The 17,253-nt window shown below is 70.5% G+C and carries 15 protein-coding genes, 1 pseudogene and 1 riboswitch; of the genes and pseudogenes, 9 read left to right on the top strand and 7 right to left on the bottom strand.

Going from position 1 to position 17,253, the window contains the following annotated elements; translation table 11 throughout:
* The first annotated feature begins 195 nt into the window (after positions 1 to 195).
* Together AOK17_RS30470 and AOK17_RS30465 are read left to right on the top strand one after the other, a co-directional pair.
* Positions 196 to 777 (top strand): pyridoxamine 5'-phosphate oxidase family protein, encoded by a 582-nt coding sequence (locus AOK17_RS30470; RefSeq protein ID WP_107102538.1) that lies wholly within the window; start codon positions 196 to 198, stop codon positions 775 to 777.
* Positions 777 to 1,421, top strand: coding sequence for an FMN-binding negative transcriptional regulator (locus AOK17_RS30465; protein WP_055615796.1), 645 nt, complete (start codon positions 777 to 779; stop codon positions 1,419 to 1,421). Before AOK17_RS30470 ends, AOK17_RS30465 begins: the two co-directional genes overlap by 1 nt.
* A gap of 102 nt (positions 1,422 to 1,523) precedes the next feature.
* On the opposite strand, the gene AOK17_RS30460 is transcribed toward AOK17_RS30465, so the two are convergent.
* The 3 genes from AOK17_RS30460 to AOK17_RS30450 all read right to left on the bottom strand — a co-directional run bounded on the left by AOK17_RS30460 (position 1,524) and on the right by AOK17_RS30450 (position 4,409).
* Complete coding sequence (locus tag AOK17_RS30460) at positions 1,524 to 2,486, bottom strand: DMT family transporter (RefSeq protein ID WP_055615795.1); 963 nt, start codon at positions 2,484 to 2,486, stop codon at positions 1,524 to 1,526.
* A gap of 267 nt (positions 2,487 to 2,753) precedes the next feature.
* On the bottom strand, positions 2,754 to 3,764 hold the full coding sequence (locus tag AOK17_RS30455; RefSeq protein WP_055615794.1) for an EamA family transporter: 1,011 nt from the start codon (positions 3,762 to 3,764) through the stop codon (positions 2,754 to 2,756).
* A gap of 111 nt (positions 3,765 to 3,875) precedes the next feature.
* On the bottom strand, positions 3,876 to 4,409 hold the full coding sequence (locus tag AOK17_RS30450) for a Clp protease N-terminal domain-containing protein (RefSeq protein WP_055615793.1): 534 nt from the start codon (positions 4,407 to 4,409) through the stop codon (positions 3,876 to 3,878).
* Positions 4,410 to 4,605: 196 nt separating this feature from the next.
* On the opposite strand from AOK17_RS30450, the gene AOK17_RS51730 reads away from it, so the two are divergent.
* Both AOK17_RS51730 and AOK17_RS30445 read left to right on the top strand, forming a co-directional pair.
* Complete coding sequence (locus tag AOK17_RS51730) at positions 4,606 to 4,794, top strand: hypothetical protein (protein WP_206190857.1); 189 nt, start codon at positions 4,606 to 4,608, stop codon at positions 4,792 to 4,794.
* A 209-nt stretch (positions 4,795 to 5,003) separates the two neighbouring features.
* Positions 5,004 to 5,432, top strand: a complete 429-nt coding sequence (locus AOK17_RS30445) for a type II toxin-antitoxin system Rv0910 family toxin (RefSeq protein WP_055615792.1) — start codon at positions 5,004 to 5,006, stop codon at positions 5,430 to 5,432.
* Between the two features lie 87 nt (positions 5,433 to 5,519).
* On the opposite strand, the gene AOK17_RS48995 is transcribed toward AOK17_RS30445, so the two are convergent.
* On the bottom strand, positions 5,520 to 6,164 hold the full coding sequence (locus AOK17_RS48995; RefSeq protein WP_079053363.1) for a PadR family transcriptional regulator: 645 nt from the start codon (positions 6,162 to 6,164) through the stop codon (positions 5,520 to 5,522).
* Positions 6,165 to 6,431: 267 nt separating this feature from the next.
* Between AOK17_RS48995 and AOK17_RS48990 the strand changes: the two are divergent.
* Positions 6,432 to 7,244 (top strand): annotated as a pseudogene (locus tag AOK17_RS48990) (PhzF family phenazine biosynthesis protein); the annotation flags it as partial.
* 39 nt (positions 7,245 to 7,283) lie between these two features.
* Here AOK17_RS48990 and AOK17_RS30425 read toward each other — a convergent pair.
* On the bottom strand, positions 7,284 to 8,084 hold the full coding sequence (locus AOK17_RS30425; RefSeq protein ID WP_055615788.1) for a CPBP family intramembrane glutamic endopeptidase: 801 nt from the start codon (positions 8,082 to 8,084) through the stop codon (positions 7,284 to 7,286).
* Between the two features lie 203 nt (positions 8,085 to 8,287).
* Between AOK17_RS30425 and AOK17_RS30420 the strand changes: the two genes are divergently transcribed.
* Positions 8,288 to 10,063: a substrate-binding and VWA domain-containing protein gene (locus AOK17_RS30420; protein ID WP_055615787.1), complete on the top strand. Its 1,776-nt coding sequence runs from the start codon at positions 8,288 to 8,290 to the stop codon at positions 10,061 to 10,063.
* 66 nt (positions 10,064 to 10,129) lie between these two features.
* Here AOK17_RS30420 and AOK17_RS30415 read toward each other — a convergent pair whose 3' ends face one another.
* On the bottom strand, positions 10,130 to 11,650 hold the full coding sequence (locus AOK17_RS30415; RefSeq protein WP_055615786.1) for a glutamate-cysteine ligase family protein: 1,521 nt from the start codon (positions 11,648 to 11,650) through the stop codon (positions 10,130 to 10,132).
* Between the two features lie 568 nt (positions 11,651 to 12,218).
* Between AOK17_RS30415 and AOK17_RS30410 the strand changes: the two genes are divergently transcribed.
* Together AOK17_RS30410 and AOK17_RS30405 are read left to right on the top strand one after the other, a co-directional pair.
* Positions 12,219 to 12,821: a hypothetical protein gene (locus AOK17_RS30410; RefSeq protein ID WP_055615785.1), complete on the top strand. Its 603-nt coding sequence runs from the start codon at positions 12,219 to 12,221 to the stop codon at positions 12,819 to 12,821.
* Between the two features lie 397 nt (positions 12,822 to 13,218).
* Positions 13,219 to 13,422 carry a DUF5999 family protein gene (locus AOK17_RS30405; protein WP_055615784.1) on the top strand — a complete coding sequence of 68 codons (204 nt, stop codon included), beginning with the start codon at positions 13,219 to 13,221 and terminating at the stop codon, positions 13,420 to 13,422.
* A gap of 103 nt (positions 13,423 to 13,525) precedes the next feature.
* Here AOK17_RS30405 and gcvP read toward each other — a convergent pair whose 3' ends face one another.
* A complete protein-coding gene (gene gcvP, locus AOK17_RS30400) occupies positions 13,526 to 16,411 on the bottom strand; it encodes an aminomethyl-transferring glycine dehydrogenase (RefSeq protein WP_055615783.1) in 2,886 nt (961 codons plus the stop codon).
* A 185-nt stretch (positions 16,412 to 16,596) separates the two neighbouring features.
* Positions 16,597 to 16,692, bottom strand: a riboswitch (glycine riboswitch).
* A gap of 104 nt (positions 16,693 to 16,796) precedes the next feature.
* On the opposite strand from gcvP, the gene AOK17_RS30395 reads away from it, so the two are divergent.
* Positions 16,797 to 17,171, top strand: coding sequence for a PRC-barrel domain-containing protein (locus AOK17_RS30395; RefSeq protein WP_055615782.1), 375 nt, complete (start codon positions 16,797 to 16,799; stop codon positions 17,169 to 17,171).
* The last annotated feature ends 82 nt before the right edge of the window (positions 17,172 to 17,253 follow it).

Raw genomic sequence — 17,253 nt, 5'->3', positions numbered from 1 at the left:
GTATGCACTAGTGCAATAAGCCACGCAAGGCGAGCACGGCGTACCCGCCGGAACAGATGACGGCGTACGCGCCGGAACAGACGACGACACAGCCCTGGAGAGCACCATGACGGAGACGGCCGCCCCGCCACCTACACCCCGACCGACCGCACCGTCCCCACCCGCTCCAAGGAGCGCGCCGCGTACGACCACGAGATGGTGCACTCGATCCTCGACGAGGGGTACGTCTGCCATCTGGGCTTCGTCCGTGACGGGTCGCCGGTCGTGCTGCCCACGCTGTACGGGCGGGTCGGCGAGCACCTCTATCTGCACGGCTCGACGGGTTCGCGCCCGCTGCGGATGGCGGGACAGGCCGACCCGGGCCTGCCGGTGTGCGTCACCGTCACGCACGTCGACGGGCTGGTGCTGGCCCGCTCGGCCTTCCACCACTCGATCAACTACCGCTCCGTGGTGGTGCACGGCGTCGCCCACCAGGTGACGGACCCCGACGAGAAGCGGGAGGCCCTGGACGCGCTGGTGGACCACGTGGTGCCCGGCCGCTCCTACGACTCCCGGCCCGCCAACGCCAAGGAGCTGGCCGCCACCGCCGTGCTCCGCCTGGACCTCGCCGAGGTCTCGGCCAAGCTGCGCACCGGCGGCCCGAACGACGAGCCCGAGGACCTCGGCCTGCCGCACTGGACCGGAATCCTCCCGCTCCACAAGGGATACGGCACCCCGGTCCCCGCGGCCGACCTCGCCCCCGGGATCGAGGTCCCCGACTACCTGGCCGTCCTCTGATGCTCATACATCCCTGGGACGCGCCCCAGGACGACACCGAGTGGCGGCAGTGGCTGGCCGCCCACGACTTCGGCCAGCTCTCCGTGAACGGCCTCCCCGGCGAGCCGCCGCACGTCCAGCCGATGCACTTCGTCCACGAGGCCGCGCCCGGACCGTACGGACTGGTCCTCGCCCACCTGGCCCGCCCGAACCCGGTGTGGCCGGCGCTCGAGGCGAACCCGGTCGTGACCCTGAGCGTGGTCGACGACTACGTGTACGTGCCCGGCCCCTGGCAGGCTCCGCCCGACTTCCCGCCCGAGCACGGCACGCCGACGAGCTTCTACGCGGCGGTCCAACTCCGGTGCACCGCCCATCTGGTGGACGACCCGGCGGAGAAGGCCGAGCTCCTCAACCGACAGCTCGGCCACTTCCAGCCCGAGGGCGGTTCCGCCCGTGCGACGGTCGGCGATGCCCCGTACGGCCGCCTCCTCGCCGGGATCCGTGGTCTGCGGCTCGAAGTGACGGACGTACGGGCGAAGTTCAAGTACGCGAATCATCGGCCGGAGGAAATCCAGAACCGTGTTGTGGCCGAACTGACCACAAGAGGCGGTCCGCGTGACACGGCGGCGCGGGAACACCTGCTGCGGCGGCGCGGCAACAGGTGACGCCGAGTTGGCACGGGCTCCCTCACAGGTGACCGGCCGTGTGGACCCTACGGGGCGGGGCCCACACGGCCGGCACCGGCGTTCTCCGGTGCCCGCGGATCCTCAGAGCAGCGCCGGCTCCTCCTCGGGAGCCCGCCGCGCGGCCCCCTTGCCCCGCGCCTCCGCGAGGGCGAGGCCCGCCACCGACCCGAGCATCAACAGCGTGCCCGCGACCGTGGCCGCGGTCAGCCGCTCGCCGAGCAGGGCGACGGCCAGGACCGCCGCGCTCACCGGTTCGAGCAGCATGATCACGGAGACGGTGGCCGAGCGGACGACGGCCGCGCCCGCGAAGTACAGGGCGTAGGCGAGGGCCGTCGGGACCGCGGCGATGAACGCCACCAGCCCGATGACGCGGGCGGGTTCGGCGGTGTGCGGCACCAGCCCCTCGGCGAGCCCGAACGGCAGCAGACACAGGGTCGTGACGGCGAACGCCCCCACGGTGGTGGACGACACGTCGGTGCCGCCGTCGCGCCCCCACCAGCGGGTCAGCAGCGTCATCACCGAGTACCCGGCGGCGGACACGACCGCGAGCACCACGCCCGACGGCCGGACCGACGCACCGCCGCTGCCCAGCACGAGCACCGCGAGCCCGGCGAGCGCCCCGGCGACGGCGGCGTATCCGGCGCGCCCGAGCCGTTCTCCCATGGTCAGCCGCGCCCCCAGCGCGATGAGCACGGGACCGGCGCCGAGGGTGACGACAGTGGCCACGGCGAGTCCGGTGGCCTCGACGGCGGCGAAGTACGCGGTCTGGAAGACCGCGAGCCCCACGCCCGTGGCTCCGGTCCGCAGCAGCCGCGCACGAAGGAGGGGGCGTGCGGCGGGGCGTGGCGGGCGCCGGAGCGACCGGACGGCGAGCAGCAGGGCCAGGCCGCCCGCGCAGCGCCAGAAGGACAGGGCGACGGGGCCCATGTCGCTGGCGCGGTAGACGAGTGAGGCGACCGCGCCCGCGGTGCCCCAGGCGGCGCCGGCGACGGTCAGATAGAGGAGGCCTCGCCCGATGGGCAGGCCGGAAACAGCATGCGACACGTGTTCTCTCCGCAGATCCGCAGAAGTTCGGGAAAGGACCACGTCACGCGCCGTACGAGCGGCACACCGGCCGGATGGGGCGTACGAGCCCCGTCAGGCGGGTGAGTCGTCGCGACCAGGTCGGTCGTCTCGGCGCGGATGGTCCTCGGACTTCATCCGCGGGCAGCACCGTTCCGCCCGGCCGGTGGCCGGGCGGGAATTCCGGAGGGCCCGCCTCAGGCGGCCGGAGGCGGAAGAACGAGTGCGCTCGAATGCATGATCGGGAGCCTAGACGGCGGTGCCTCGCGCCGACAACTCCCTTTCGGCATCGCCCGTGCCGCCCGCCACCGGTGTCTGCGAGGCCTTGGCGGGCGTGGACGACTGGGCGATGAAGGCGCCGCACAGGACGACCGCGCCGCCGATGATCTGCGGCGCCGACAGGTGCTCGCCGAGCAGGACCCAGGCGAGCACGGTCGCGATGACCGCCTCCAGACAGGCCACGACGCCTGCCACCTGCGGCGAGAGCCTGCGCACGGACTTGACGCCGGTCACGTAGGCGACGACGGTCGCGATCAGCACGATCCAGCCCAGCAGCAGGGAGGCCGCGACCGCCGTGCCGTCCATGTCCGCGGTGCCCCCGAGCACAGACCAGTCCATCCCCCACGGCCGCGCCACGACCGTCAGGACGAGCGCGCCGACCAGCAGTCCGTACGCGATGACGCCGAGCGGATCCGGGGCCTGATCGCCCGCGTCGCTGCCCTGGTCGGACAGGACGAAGTAGCCGACCTGGCAGCAGGCGGCGCCGAGCGCGAGCAGCAGCCCGAGGACATCGAAGCTCAGCCCCGACCACACCTCGACGACACAGGCGAGACCGCCGACGGCGAGGACGACCCCGAGAGCCGCGGCACGGGTCACCGGCCGCCGCTGCACGAATCGCACCCAGCCGAGGACAAGCGCGGGCGCGAGGTACTCGACGAGCAGCGCGACCCCGACGGGTATGCGCGAGATCGAGGCGAAGTAGAAGGCCTGGACGCCGGCCACGGCGAGCAGTCCGAACCCGGCGAGCAGCGCCGGCCGGCTGCGCACCAGCCCCCGGTGGCGCACGGTCAGCGGCAGCATCACCAGCGCGGCTCCGGCGACTCGCAGCCACACCACGTCCAGCGGGTCGAGCCCCGCCTCGATCAACGGCTTGGCCGCGACACCGGATCCCCCGAAGGCGACCGCGGACGCGAGCGCGAGGCCGAGCCCGAAGCCCCTCCCGCGGTTGCCCTGACTGCTCTCAGACGTATGCACCGGCACATGATGACAGGCGACGACATGAGCGTCACCCCCAATGACACCTGTCTCACCGAGTGGACCGGCGACACCCTCGATGAACTCGGTGACGCCCCCGCAGGCCCCGGTCCCGGCTCAGGCCTCGATGCCCCGGCCCGCCGCGGCATCGATCCGCGCGAGCAGCGCCGGTACGTCGACCCCCGCACGTCCCAGCACCTCCACGGCCCGCGACTCGGGTTCGGCGACGATCGCCGCGAGCAGGTCGACCGCGCCCGCGCGTTCGTCGCCCCGCCGCAGGGCCCGCTCGCCGGCGACCTCCAGGGCGCCGGCCGCAACCGGCGACCACCCGTCCTCGGTCACCACGGGTATGGCACCGGAGTCCTCGACGGAGCTCTGCCAGCGGAGCCCGTAGCCGATGCTGCGCTGCACGAGGTAGCCGAGCAGCCGGGCGACCTGAGGGCCGCTCTCGAAGGCTTCTCGCACCTCGGGGTCCGACTCCAGGAGTGCGTGCAGCAGATGGGCCGTGTCGATCTGCCGGTCCCCGTCCCGCAGCGCTCGTCTGCGCGCACCGATGACCACCGCTGCCAGCTCCGCGCTGAGCCGGGCCTCGATGTCCACGCGGACCGGGTCGTGCCCGGCGGCCTGCTGGTGGGAAGTACGGGATTGCACATCCCTCACCCCATCAGCCCCTTCGGATCGAGTCATCCTCGCGGGGAAGCATTTCGGCGTCCGACACAGGGTGGGCATGACTGTCCGGCTCCTCCTCCTTACGGATGACATCACGCCGTTTCCTCCGACAGGCGCGCGCCGCCTTGCCCTGCGCCCCTCGCGCAACCGCATCGCACCGGCGCTCGTCCAACGCAGCATGGAGAGCAGGTGCTGGCTGGTGGTCCTGCCGGCCATCGACGGCAGGCAGTACGCGTACCGGGTCTACGCCCCGGACGACGCGCTGCTCGCCGACCTGTTCTGGGACGCCTGGCACTGCCACGACGAAGGGCCGTACCCGCGCGCCTGGGACCTGTTCGACGCGGCGGTGATACGACGGATCGACTGAGCGCCCGCCACGAGCACCCGACCCCCTGCCGTCTCCAGGCTTCCCATCTCCACGCTGCCCGTCTCCGCACTTCTCCCGCCCCCGTACTTCTCCCGTCTCCACACTTCCTGACGGTTCATCAGTATTGAATGTTGAGGGCCCTGCGGCTACGTTCCGCGACACCGTAGCCAGCTGCGCCCGGCGCAGCACCCGAGACGAGGGGTGGTCGCATGGCCGAAGTCAGCGCGGAAGCACGGATAGAGGCGCCCGCCGAGAAGGTCTGGGCACAGCTCACGGACTTCTCCTCGTACGGCGAGTGGAACTCCACCCACACCAGCTTCCCGAAGGGCGGCCCCGAGTCCCTCGAAGTCGGCGGCACCTTCGAGGAGAACATGAAGATGATGGGCTTCCCCGCCGAGGTCAACTGGACCATCGAGGAGGTGGAGGCCGCCCGCACGCTCGCGATCCGCGGCAAGGGCCCGATGGCCGTGATCGTCGCCACGCGTTACACGCTGACCCCCGACGGCGAGGGCACGACCGTCCGTATCGACGGCGAGTTCACGGGCGCCGCCGTCTCGCTGATGGCGGGCAAGCTGAAGGACTCGGCGACGGCGGCCCTGAACGAGTCGCTGCGCAAGCTGGGCGGACTGGTGGCCTAGAGCGGCCCGGAAGAGGTCGTCACACACTCGTCGTCACACGCCGAAGGGGGGTACCTCGAAGTCGAAGTACCCCCCATTGGCGGACCATCAGTCCTCGTCGGCGAGGATCAGGTACAGCTTCTTGCGCGCGTCGTTGATGACGGTCAGCGCCTTCTCGCGCTGCTCCTTGCTGCCGGTCTTCCAGACCTGCCCGAACGCCTCCATCAGACCGAAGCCGGCCTGCCGGATGTCGCTCAGCGCCTCCCAGTCGACCCCGCGCCCGGCGTCCTCCCAGGGCGCCTCGGGGCCCTCGTCGGCCGCCGTACGGCCGGCGTCGGTGAGCGAGAACAGCTTCTTGCCACCCTCGGTCGCACTGCTGATCAGCCCCTCGTCCTCCAGAAGCTGAAGGGTCGGGTACACCGAACCGGGGCTGGGCTTCCACGCCCCGCCACTGCGCTCGGCGATCTCCTGGATCATCTCGTAGCCGTGCATCGGCCGGTCCTTGAGCAGGGCCAGGATCGACGCGCGTACATCGCCCCGCCGTGCCCTGCCGCGCGGTCCGCCCCGGCCTCCGCGCCCACCCCAGGGGCCAGGGCCGAAGCCGGGACCACCGAAACCGGGCCCGAAGGGACCGAAGGCGGAACGCCGGCCCTCGAAACCACCCCGACCGGGGTGTCCGGGTCCGCCGCGTCCGCGGCCACGTCCTTCACCGGGGCCGAACCCCGGTCCGTATTCCTCTCCATGGGAACGCATCGCAATCACTCCATTCGATCGTTGATCTGTCGCGATGCGTCAACGATATATCGGAACAGTTCGGCTGACAAGACCCGCCGACGAAAGAGCCGACTCAAGGGCCGACGAAGGGGCTGCCGAAGGGGCCACCGAAAGAGGGCGTCACCGCCGCGCACGCACGTCCACGAGCACCATCGCCCCCGTGGATCCCCTCACGCCCCACCACCGGTCCACCCGCCCCGGATTGGCCTTGGCTCCGGCCTCTGATCAGCGCCTAGCGTCTGCCCCATGCGGATTCGAATCGTCGACGCCTTCACCGACCGCCCCTTCGCCGGCAACCCGGCCGGGGTCCTCCTCCTCGACGTCTCCACGTCCTTCCCGGACGACGCCTGGCTCCAGAACGTGGCCCTGGAGGTCAACCACGCCGAGACCGCGTTCGCCCACCCCCTCCCGGCGGGCGGAGAGGCCGACTGGGCGCTGCGCTGGTTCACGCCCACCGCCGAGGTGGCGATGTGCGGCCACGCAACACTCGCCACGGCCCACGTACTGGCCACGACGGGCGCCGCCCAGGGACCCGTACGGTTCGCGACCAGGAGCGGCGTGCTCATCGCCACCGCGCACGACGACGGCTCGATCACCCTGGACTTCCCGACGGCCCCGCTCACCCCGGTCGAGGTCCCGCAGGGCGTCGCCGAGGCGCTGGGCGCCGAGCCGCTCACCGCCCATGACACGGGCCCGAACGTCGGCGACCTGCTGGTCGAACTCGCCGACGAGAAGACGGTCCTGGGTCTCTCCCCCGACCTCGTGTCCCTCGCCCGCCACTCGGAACGCGGCATCATCGCCACGGCCCTGGCCGGGGACCCCTCCGAGGGCTACGACTTCGTCTCCCGCTGCTTCTTCCCGAACATCGGCATCGACGAGGACCCGGTCACCGGCAGCGCCCACACCGCCCTCGCGCCCTTCTGGTCCGAGCGCCTCGGCCGAACCGCCCTCACCGGCCGCCAGGCCTCGTCCCGCTCCGGCCTCGTACGGACCGAACTCCGCGGCGACCGCACACTGCTCACCGGCCGCGCGGTCACCGTCATCGAGGGCGAACTGCTCNNACTGCTCACGCTTCCTACCGCTCACGCTTCCCGCTGTTCACGCGGTGGGGAGCCAGTCCACCTTCCCCGCCAGCAGCGCGTACCCTACGAACGCCCCGATGTCGAGCAGCGAGTGGGCGACCACCAGGGGCCCGACGCGGCCCCAGCGGCGGTACAGATAGACGAACACCACGCCCATCACCATGTTGCCGATGAACCCGCCGATGCCCTGGTAGAGGTGGTACGAGCCGCGCAGCACCGAGCTGGCCACCAGAGCGCTCATCGGTGTCCAGCCCAACTGGTCGAGTCGGCGCAGCAGATACCCGACGACGATGACCTCCTCCAGGACGGAGTTCTGGATCGCGGAGAGGATCAGCACCGGGTACTTCCACCACACCTCGGGCAGCGCCTCGGGCACCACGGTGAGGTTGAAACCGAGTCCGCGGGCCGCCAGGTAGAAGGCGATGCCCGAGCTGCCGATCACCGCGGCGATCGCGGCGCCCCGGGCGAGGTCGGGCCACGGACGGGTGCGGTCGAAGCCGAGCGTGCGCAGCCCCTTCCCCTCACGCAGCAGGAAGTGCGCGACGAGCGCGACCGGCACCAGCGCGGAGGCGATCCCGAACAGCTGCCACGCCAGATCGAGCCAAGGTCGGCCGGGCGCGGCCGAGGCGTTGAGTGTGGCCGCCTGGTCCTTGAGGCCTCCCGGTTTGGTGACCGAGCCGACAAAGCTGATCAGCGCGGAGACCCCGCTGGCCCCGAGCGAGACGCCCAGTACGAGCAGCGTCTCGTCGCGGAGAATCCGCCGCGTGGGCCGGTCCTCGGGAAAAGAATCAGCCACCGACCCTGCCTCCACGTGCACTCCTGCCTCCAGTTGAGCAATCCCGCCGCATCCCCATCTTCGCCCCGCTAGGGTCTCGAAAGAAGTTGCGAAGATCGTGCGCGACAAGCCGTCGGGGGGACGGACGCCCTGCGGGCACCCCTCTCCCGATGCCATAGCATTCGGCCATTTCGCCATTCACGGCTTAAACGACTCCGGCTCGACCAGGGAAGGGCACAACCGCCATGGGACGTCACAGCTTGCCCGACGGGTTCCGGACGGGAGCCACCGGCCCCCGGCGGCGCGCGCGGCGCCGCAACGTGGCGCTCACGACGGCCCTCGTGTTCGTCCTCGCCGCGGGCACGGCCGCCGCGGTCGAAGGCGGCGTGCTCTCCTTCGGGTCGTCCTGCTGGGACAGTGCCGTGCGTCTGAGGGTCGCCGCCGCTCCCGGCATCGCGCCCGCGCTCAAGGACGCGGCCGGCTACGCCCGGGACAACGACGTGACGTCCGACGGCAGTTGCCTCGACGTGCAGGTGACCGCACGGGAGGCGTACCAGGTCACGGATGCCCTGCGGTCGAAGTCGAAGGAGAAGGGCGCCACCGACTTCGAGGCATGGGTACCGGACTCGGGTGTGTGGGTGAACCGGATCCTGGCGGACGGCAAGTCGATTCCGGTGACGCCCGCGGGCAACATCGCCTCGTCACCCGTCGGCGTCGCCATGATCCCGACGGCCGCGAAGTCGCTCGGGTGGCCCCGCAAGACATACAGCTGGACCGAGCTGGCCGACGCGACGACGACGAGCGAGCGGCTGAAGCTCGGAGCGGGCGACCCGTCGCGCAGCGCCACCGGCCTGCTCGCCCTGACCCGGCTGACGCACGCGGTGGGCAAGGCCAAGGACGGCGACATCCTGGCGGCGGCCACCGCGAAGGCCCTCTCCCTGCGCGCCTCCGACAGCGACAGCCAGGCCCTGGACACCCTGCCGCGCGACCTCTCCGGCGCCGAGCAGGGCAACCCGAAGCGCAACCAGGCCCTGATCCTCTCCGAGCAGGCGACGTTCGCGTACAACACGACCGCGGACAGCGGCGACGACCTCGACCTCTTCTACCCGAAGGACGGCTCGCCCCTGCTCGACTTCCCGTTCGCGCTGGTCGACGAGCCGGCGCTGACCACGGACGAGAGCCGGGCCGCACTGCGGTTCATGACCCTCCTCGGCGAGCCGGACGGACGCCGGATCCTGGAGAAGCACGGCTTCCGTACGGATGACGACGACATCCCGGACAAGCTGGTGACCCGCGCCGGCGGCAGCGCCCCGCAGCCGTACAAGGAGCTGCCGGAGGAACCGGTCACGGACAAGGAGATCGACGAAGCCCTCGGCATGTGGACGATCACCGTGCGCAGCACCCGGCTCACCACGGTCGTCGACATCTCCACATCCATGTCGAAGCCGGTTCCCGGCACCAGCGAGTCCCGCTTGGAGGTGACCAAGGCGGCGCTGTCGCAGGCTCTGGCCACCTTCACCCCGGAGGACGAGGTGGGGCTCTGGACGTTCTCCAGGAAGGTCGACGGCAACCGCGACTACCGCGTGCTCGTCCCGACCGAGCGGCTGGGCGGCCGAGCGGCCGGCAGCACCCAGCGGGACCTTCTGTCGGCGGCCTTCGACAGCCTGAAGCCGGTCAAGGACGGCGCCACGGGTCTGTACGACACCACGCTGGCGGCATACAAGGAGGCCACGGCCTCCTACACGAAGGGCAAGTTCAACGCGCTGGTGCTGCTGACCGACGGCGCGAACGAGGACCCGGGGAGCATCTCGCGCTCAGCCCTCGTCACTCAGCTCCGGCAGCTGACCGATGCGGACCGCCCGGTACCGCTGATCGCGATCGCGGTGGGTCCGGAGGCCGACAAGAAGGAGCTCGACGAGATCGCCGAGGCGACCGGGGGCTCGGCCCACCTGGTCACCGACCCGTCCCAGATCCACTCGGTGATCCTCAAGGCCGTCGTACGGGCTGGCGACCAGAACTGATCACCCGCTCACCGCACCACCACGCGTCACCCCGCCACTGCACCACGACACATCACCCCGCCGACCTCACCCGAGGGAAACGGCGGGCGCCGGTAACCCGACGGGCCAGGTGTGCACGGGCTCACCGAGGTGCATCAGCTCGGCGTACCGCTTCGTCGTGGCGGCCAGCGCGGCATCCCGCCCCATGCCGCCCTCCAGTGCCTTGTGGAACGTACGGGACTGCCAGGAGGCCCCGTTGACGCCCCGCTTGCAGCGCTCCTCGATGACGCCGAGGTAGAGGTCCCGGTCGGCGGGCTCGACGCCCCACGCGTCCAGGCCCGCCGCCGCGAGCGGCAGCAGCTCGTCCAGCACCAGCTGTGTCGCGGGCATCCGCGTGGTCCCGCCGTACCTGCCGCGTCGCGGCCACTCCAGCCGCGCGTCGATGCCGTACCGGCAGGCCTGGTCGAAGTTGGTGGCCGCGGCCTCGAAGGGCAGCCGTGTCCACACCGGCCGTGCCTCGCTCGCGAGGGCCCGTACGAGCCCGTAGTAGAAGGCCGTGTTGGCGATCACGTCGGTGACCGTGGGGCCCGCGGGCAGTACGCGGTTCTCCACGCGCAGATGCGGGACGCCGTCGTCGATGCCGTACACCGGGCGGTTCCAGCGGTAGATGGTGCCGTTGTGCAGCACGAGTTCGGCGAGCTTGGGCGTACCGCCCTGGTCGAGGACGCTCTTCGGATCCTCGTCGTCGCACATGGGCAGCAGCGGAGGGAAGAAGCGCAGGTTCTCCTCGAACAGGTCGTACGCCGACGAGATCCACCGCTCCCCGAACCAGGTCCGCGGACGGACCCCCTGTGCCTGGAGTTCGGGCGGACGGGTGTCGGTGGACTGCAGGAACAGCGGGGGCCGCGACTCGCGCCACAGCTCGCGGCCGAACAGGAAGGGCGAGTTGGCGCCCACCGCGACCTGAGCGGCGGCCACCGCCTGCGCCGCGTTCCACACGTCGGCGAAGCGCCCGGGCGTGACCTGGAGGTGCAACTGCACGGAGGTGCAGGCGGCTTCGGGCGCGATGGACGCCGAGGTGCAGCTGAGCCGCTCCACGCCCTCGATGTCCAGCCTGAATTCCTCGCCGCGTGCGGCCACGATCTGGTCGTTGAGCAGTGTGTAGCGGTCCACGTCGGAAAGGTTCGCGGAGACCAGGTCGTCGCGGGCGATCGTCGGCAGAATACCGATCATCACGATTCCGGCGTCGACCTCGTTCGCCTTCCGGTGGGCATATGCGAGTGACGTGCGCAACTCCTCGGCGAGCCGGTCGAATACCCGGCCGCCGAGCCGATGGGGAGCAATGTTGACTTCCAGATTGAACATGGCGAGTTCTGTTTGGAAATCCCGGCTCGCGATACGCTCAAGTACTTGCGCATTCATCATTCTCGGCATGCCGTCAGGACCGGCGAGATTCAGCTCGATCTCCAGGCCCATGAGATTCTTGGGGCGGTCGAACCGCTTCTCCGCCAGCAGCCGCGCCAGCCCCGCCAGACACTGCTGGCCCTTTTCGCGGTAGCGCTGCCGATCGGACAGACCGATCGGTCCCGCCACGACCTTCTCCCCCATCGAAGTGTCCCTCCTCGACTGGGCAGCCCGACGAACCGGCCGCTGATGTCCCGGGTCACGTGGGATGATGCCCAGGCAACGTGATCGATAACGCCCTGGAACAGACCCCCCGGGCGCTACTCTGAACGCGGATACCCACAGGCACATTCACCAGGCATGCGTCAGTGCGCGCTTTCGGCGATCGACTCTGTCGTGAAAAACGCCGACAGGAACCGGCCGTCCACCCCGGTGGCATATTCCGAGGTCATCGACGGGTACCCCTGGAGAACCAGGACCAAACGCACGTCACGCCGACCGAATTGTCTCTTGCCCTTAATGCGCGGAACGGCTAGACGAAACACCGTCAGAACACGTGTCGTATAAACTCCGCGAACGAGGCAGAGAGTTGGCGTTCGCCATGGTAGGTCCTGCCGTCAAAGTGCCGCCCGCCACGCGGCCGACCCTTCGGGCGAACGACGTCACTTTGACGACCGGATCTTGGGCCCTCGCTCCTCTGACCCGAGAGCTGACAGCGCCGTCCGCCCCCGCCCTCGCGCCACCATGCCTGTCGAATGAGAGGCGACCCACCATGCCGCTGCATGTGCCCCCGGCTCCCGCGCCCGCGTTGCGCACCGTCCTCACCGCCCTCGGTTCCCCCACCGCGGTCCGTGAAGCGCGTACCCCGTCCCTGCGCAACGCCCAGGGACCCGCCACACCCGATCTACCGCTGCCCGTCCACGTACTCGACCGGATCACCCCGGCGGGCACCTCGGCCACCCGCCTCGCCGGGTGGCGCTTCCTGATCCGCTGCGGCGAACGCGCCGTGGCAGCCGCGGAAACGAGGCTGACCCCCGACGGCTGGGCCTTCTCGCACTTCTTCGAGGGCCCGTACGTCACCGCCACCGAGCGTGCCCTGCGGCAGGCCGAGACGATGACCGGGTCGTACCAGGCCCGTCTGCTGTCCGTGCCCGAGCTCTACATGCTCACACTCTGGCTGCACGGCGACTGCGCGGCCGACGGCGCCGAGGGCCATCCCGCGGCCACCGACCTCCTGGTGCCGCTGGCTCCCGCCCCACCCGGCATCGCCGCGCACCGACCGCACCGCGTGGCCGAGCTGCTGCCCGTCCTGACCCATCGGCTCACACCGACGCCGACGCCGGCGCCCGCACCGCTGCTCGGCTCACCCGCCTGAGCGCACCCCGGCTTCCGTGCCCCGCGGCCACACCCCGGCCGCGGGGCACGCTGCTGTGCGGGACGGTGTTGCGCGGGACGTTGTCGCTTTGGGGTCGGTGTTGCTCGCAGTGACGCCACATCGACTCACCGCACCCCCGGCCCGTCCGGACTAGCCCCATCCGACCATTGCGAACCACCCGAAGAGGCAGCCCAGTTGGAATGAACCGTCCGCACGGGTGATGCGTCATCAACCTGTGAGGAGCGCTGACGCCAAATCCCTGCGGATTGACGCCCGTAGGGCAACACTGGGTTCCGGACCAACTGACAAACGGGGGGCGGCAATGAGCATCAGTTCGAGCCGCGGAACAGACACGACACCGATCACCGACCTCACACCAAAGCGAAAGATCCCATCAATGTGCCAGCACCAGCCACCGTGCCCGACAGCCGACTCCGCCGACCGGGAGGCCGCGCTTCTCGTGGCGCACCACCCGGAGCAGGGATGGAGCCTGCTGTGCAACGGCGTTCTCCTCTTCGAGGACACCGGTGAGCTCCTGCCGGACGGCCGGATCATCGCTCCACATCGCCCTGTGGCACTGGACGTGATGACCGCCGCCTGAGCGGCGCGGTGCACCAAGGGCGGCGGGGCAAGCCGTCCGGACACATGAGGGGCCGGCCCGGGAAGCAATCCCGGAACCGGCCCCGACGCATGTCTGGCGGTGACTACTCTTCGTAGGCGTCCAGCGGCGGGCAGGAGCAGACCAGGTTCCGGTCGCCGTAGGCCTGGTCGATCCGGCGCACCGGCGGCCAGTACTTGTCGGCGGCCGAGACGCCGGCCGGGAAGACGGCCTCCTCGCGGCTGTACGCGTGCTCCCAGGAGTCGCCGAGCGCGGCGGCCGTGTGCGGGGCGTTGCGGAGCGGGTTGTCGTCCGCCGCCCACTCGCCCGAGCCGACCTTCTCGATCTCCGCGCGGATGGCGATCATCGCGTCGCAGAACCGGTCGATCTCGGTCAGGTCCTCGCTCTCCGTCGGCTCGATCATCAGCGTGCCGGCCACCGGGAACGACATCGTCGGCGCGTGGAACCCGTAGTCGATCAGCCGCTTGGCGACGTCGTCGACGCTCACACCGGTCGCCTTGGTCAGCGGACGCAGATCGATGATGCACTCGTGCGCCACGAGCCCGCCGGGACCGGTGTAGAGCACCGGGTAGTGCGGCTCGAGACGCTTGGCGATGTAGTTGGCACTGAGCACGGCGACCTGCGTGGCCCGCTTGAGCCCCTCACCGCCCATGAGACGGACGTACGCCCACGAGATGGGCAGGATGCCCGCCGAGCCCCAGGGAGCGGCCGAGATCGGGCCCACGCCCGTCTCCGGGCCCGCGGCGGGCTGCAGCGGGTGGTTCGGCAGATACGGCGCCAGGTGCGAGCGCACCCCGACCGGACCCACGCCCGGACCGCCGCCGCCGTGCGGGATGCAGAACGTCTTGTGCAGGTTGAGGTGCGAGACGTCACCGCCGAAGTGCCCCGGCTTGGCAAGCCCCACCAGCGCGTTGAGGTTGGCGCCGTCGACGTACACCTGGCCGCCCGCCTCGTGCACCTGGGCACAGATGTCGGCGACGTGCTCCTCGAACACCCCGTGCGTCGAGGGGTACGTGATCATCAGCACCGACAGCTCGTCGCGGTGCTGCTCGATCTTGGCCCGCAGGTCCTCGACGTCGATCTCGCCGTCGTCCGCGGTCTTCACGACGACGACCTTCATCCCGGCCATCACCGCACTCGCGGCGTTCGTCCCGTGCGCGGACGACGGGATGAGGCAGACAGTGCGCTGCTCGTCGCCATTGGCCCGGTGATAGCCGCGTACGGCCAGCAGACCGGCCAGCTCGCCCTGCGAACCGGCGTTGGGCTGCAGCGACACCTTGTCGTAGCCCGTGACCTCGGCGAGCCGCTCCTCCAGCTCACGGATGAGCGTGAGATAGCCCTGCGCCTGCTCGGCGGGCGCGAAGGGGTGCAGCTGCCCGAACTCGGGCCAGGTCACCGGCTCCATCTCGGTCGTCGCGTTGAGCTTCATCGTGCAGGAGCCCAGCGGGATCATGCCCCGGTCGAGCGCGTAGTCACGGTCGGCGAGCCGGCGCAGGTAGCGCAGCATCGCGGTCTCGGAACGGTACTGGTGGAAGACCGGGTGCGTGAGGTACTCGTCGGTGCGCAGCTGCGCGGCCGGCAGCGTGTCCTCCGTCGCCTCGTCCAGCACGGCGACATCCCCGTCGACCCCGAACGCGGCCCAGACGGCGCCCAGTTGGGCCCGCGTGGTGGTCTCGTCGCAGGCGAGGGACAGGTGGTCGGCGTCGACGAGCCGGAGGTTGACCCCGCCCCGGCGCGCCGCCGCGAGCGTCTCGGCCGCCTTGCCCGGCACCCGCACGGTCAGCGTGTCGAAGTACGCCTCGTGGACGACCTCGACCCCGCCGGCCTTCAGGCCCGCGGCGAGGATCGTGGCGTACCGGTGGGTGCGCCGCGCGATGGACTTGAGGCCCTGGGGACCGTGGTAGACGGCGTACATCCCGGCCATCACGGCGAGCAGCACCTGAGCCGTACAGATGTTGCTGGTCGCCTTCTCGCGGCGGATGTGCTGCTCGCGCGTCTGCAGGGCGAGCCGGTACGCCTTGTTGCCGTCCGCGTCGACCGAGACGCCGACGAGCCGGCCGGGCAGACTGCGCGCGAACTTCTCGCGGACGGCCATGTATCCGGCGTGCGGCCCGCCGAAGCCCATCGGCACACCGAAGCGCTGGGTCGTACCGACCGCGATGTCGGCGCCGAGCTCACCGGGCGAGGTGAGCAGCGTCAGCGCGAGCAGATCGGCTGCGACGGTGACGACCGCGCCCAGCTCGTGCGCCCGCTCGACGATGGGCTTGAGGTCCCGTACGGCACCGGAGGCGCCCGGGTACTGGAGGAGCACGCCGTTGATCTCGCGCTCGGCGAGGTCGGCCGGAATGCCCTCGCTCAGGTCGGCGACGACGACCTCGACGCCGGTCGGCTCGGCGCGGGTCTCGATCACGGCGATGGTCTGCGGCATGGTGTCCGCGTCGACGAGGAACAGGCCCTTCTTGTTCTTGCCCATCCGCCGCGACAGCGCCATGGCCTCGGCTGCCGCGGTGCCCTCGTCGAGCAGCGAGGCCCCGGAGGTCGGCAGTCCGGTCAGCTCGGCGACCACGGTCTGGAAGTTGAGCAGCGCCTCAAGCCGACCCTGCGAGATCTCCGGCTGATACGGCGTGTACGCGGTGTACCAGGCCGGGCTCTCCATGACATTGCGCAGAATCACGGGCGGCGTGAACGTCCCGTAGTACCCGAGCCCGATCATGGAATCCAGCACCTGGTTACGGTCCGCGAGGGAGCGCAGCTCGGCCAGTACCTCGGCCTCGGTGCGGGCGCCCGGCAGTTCGAGCGAGTCGGCGTTCTTGATCACATCCGGGACCGCGGTGGCCGTCAGCTCGTCGAGCGAGCCGTACCCCACGTGCGCGAGCATCTTCGCCCGGGCTTCGGTGTCGGGCCCGATGTGGCGCTGCTCGAAGGGGATTCCCTGTTCGAGCTCTGAGAGCGGAATACGATGGGCGGTCATTGCGGAGGCCTCCTGGTCTGACGACCTTCGAGGGGCACCACTGCATGGGTGCCCGGACGGCCTCCCCCTCTGTCATCTCAACCTGAGAGCTTCACCGGCCCGCCCGTGAAGGCGCACCGGCTTTCACCGTCGGTGAGAGCGGAACCCGTCAAAAACTCGGACACCGCTCTGCTTTCCAGAGTGACCTCGTCCATGCGGTACGTGGGCCTGAGAGATTCCGGGGAGGATTTGCTCCTTCGGCGCCTCCGATGAAGCCTGGAGGACTCTCCCGCACGGGGTCAGCAGCCGTTGCCCAGGGTACCAGCGGGGTTCCCCCGAGTGGCCGCCCTCCTCAAAGTGCTCTTTCGTAGTGCTTACGGATGAGTTGCGAGCAGCTGGAGGGCCCGTGCAGACCGACATCGATCCGCGCAACCTGATAGGCCGCAAGGCGTTCGACCGCAACGGCACGAAAATCGGCACGGTCGACGAGGTCTACCTCGACGACGCGACCGGCGTACCGGAGTGGGCGGCCATACGCACCGGCCTGTTCAGCAGGGACGCCTTCGTCCCCCTGGAGCCCAGCGAACTGACCGACGGGGGTCTGCGCGTCCCCTTCGAACGCGCCCTGATCAAGGACGCCCCCGACTTCGGCGTGGGCCGCCACCTCTCCCCCGAACAAGAACTCCAGCTCTACCACCACTACGGCCTGGACGTAGCCCCCCCACCCCCCTTCCCGGACCACGACTTCGGCCACCTGGCAGGCAAGGACGACTCCCAGTAAGGGCGACACCGGCAGTCTTTAGGGGCGCGGGGAACTGCGCACCGAGCCACGACCGACCCGCGCCGACGACCCACCCGCAGTC

The sequence above is a fragment of the Streptomyces phaeochromogenes genome (assembly GCF_001418655.1).
GTDB lineage: Bacteria > Actinomycetota > Actinomycetes > Streptomycetales > Streptomycetaceae > Streptomyces > Streptomyces phaeochromogenes.
Note: the sequence above shows the minus strand (reverse complement) of the source record. Positions and strands in the feature narration are given on the sequence as shown.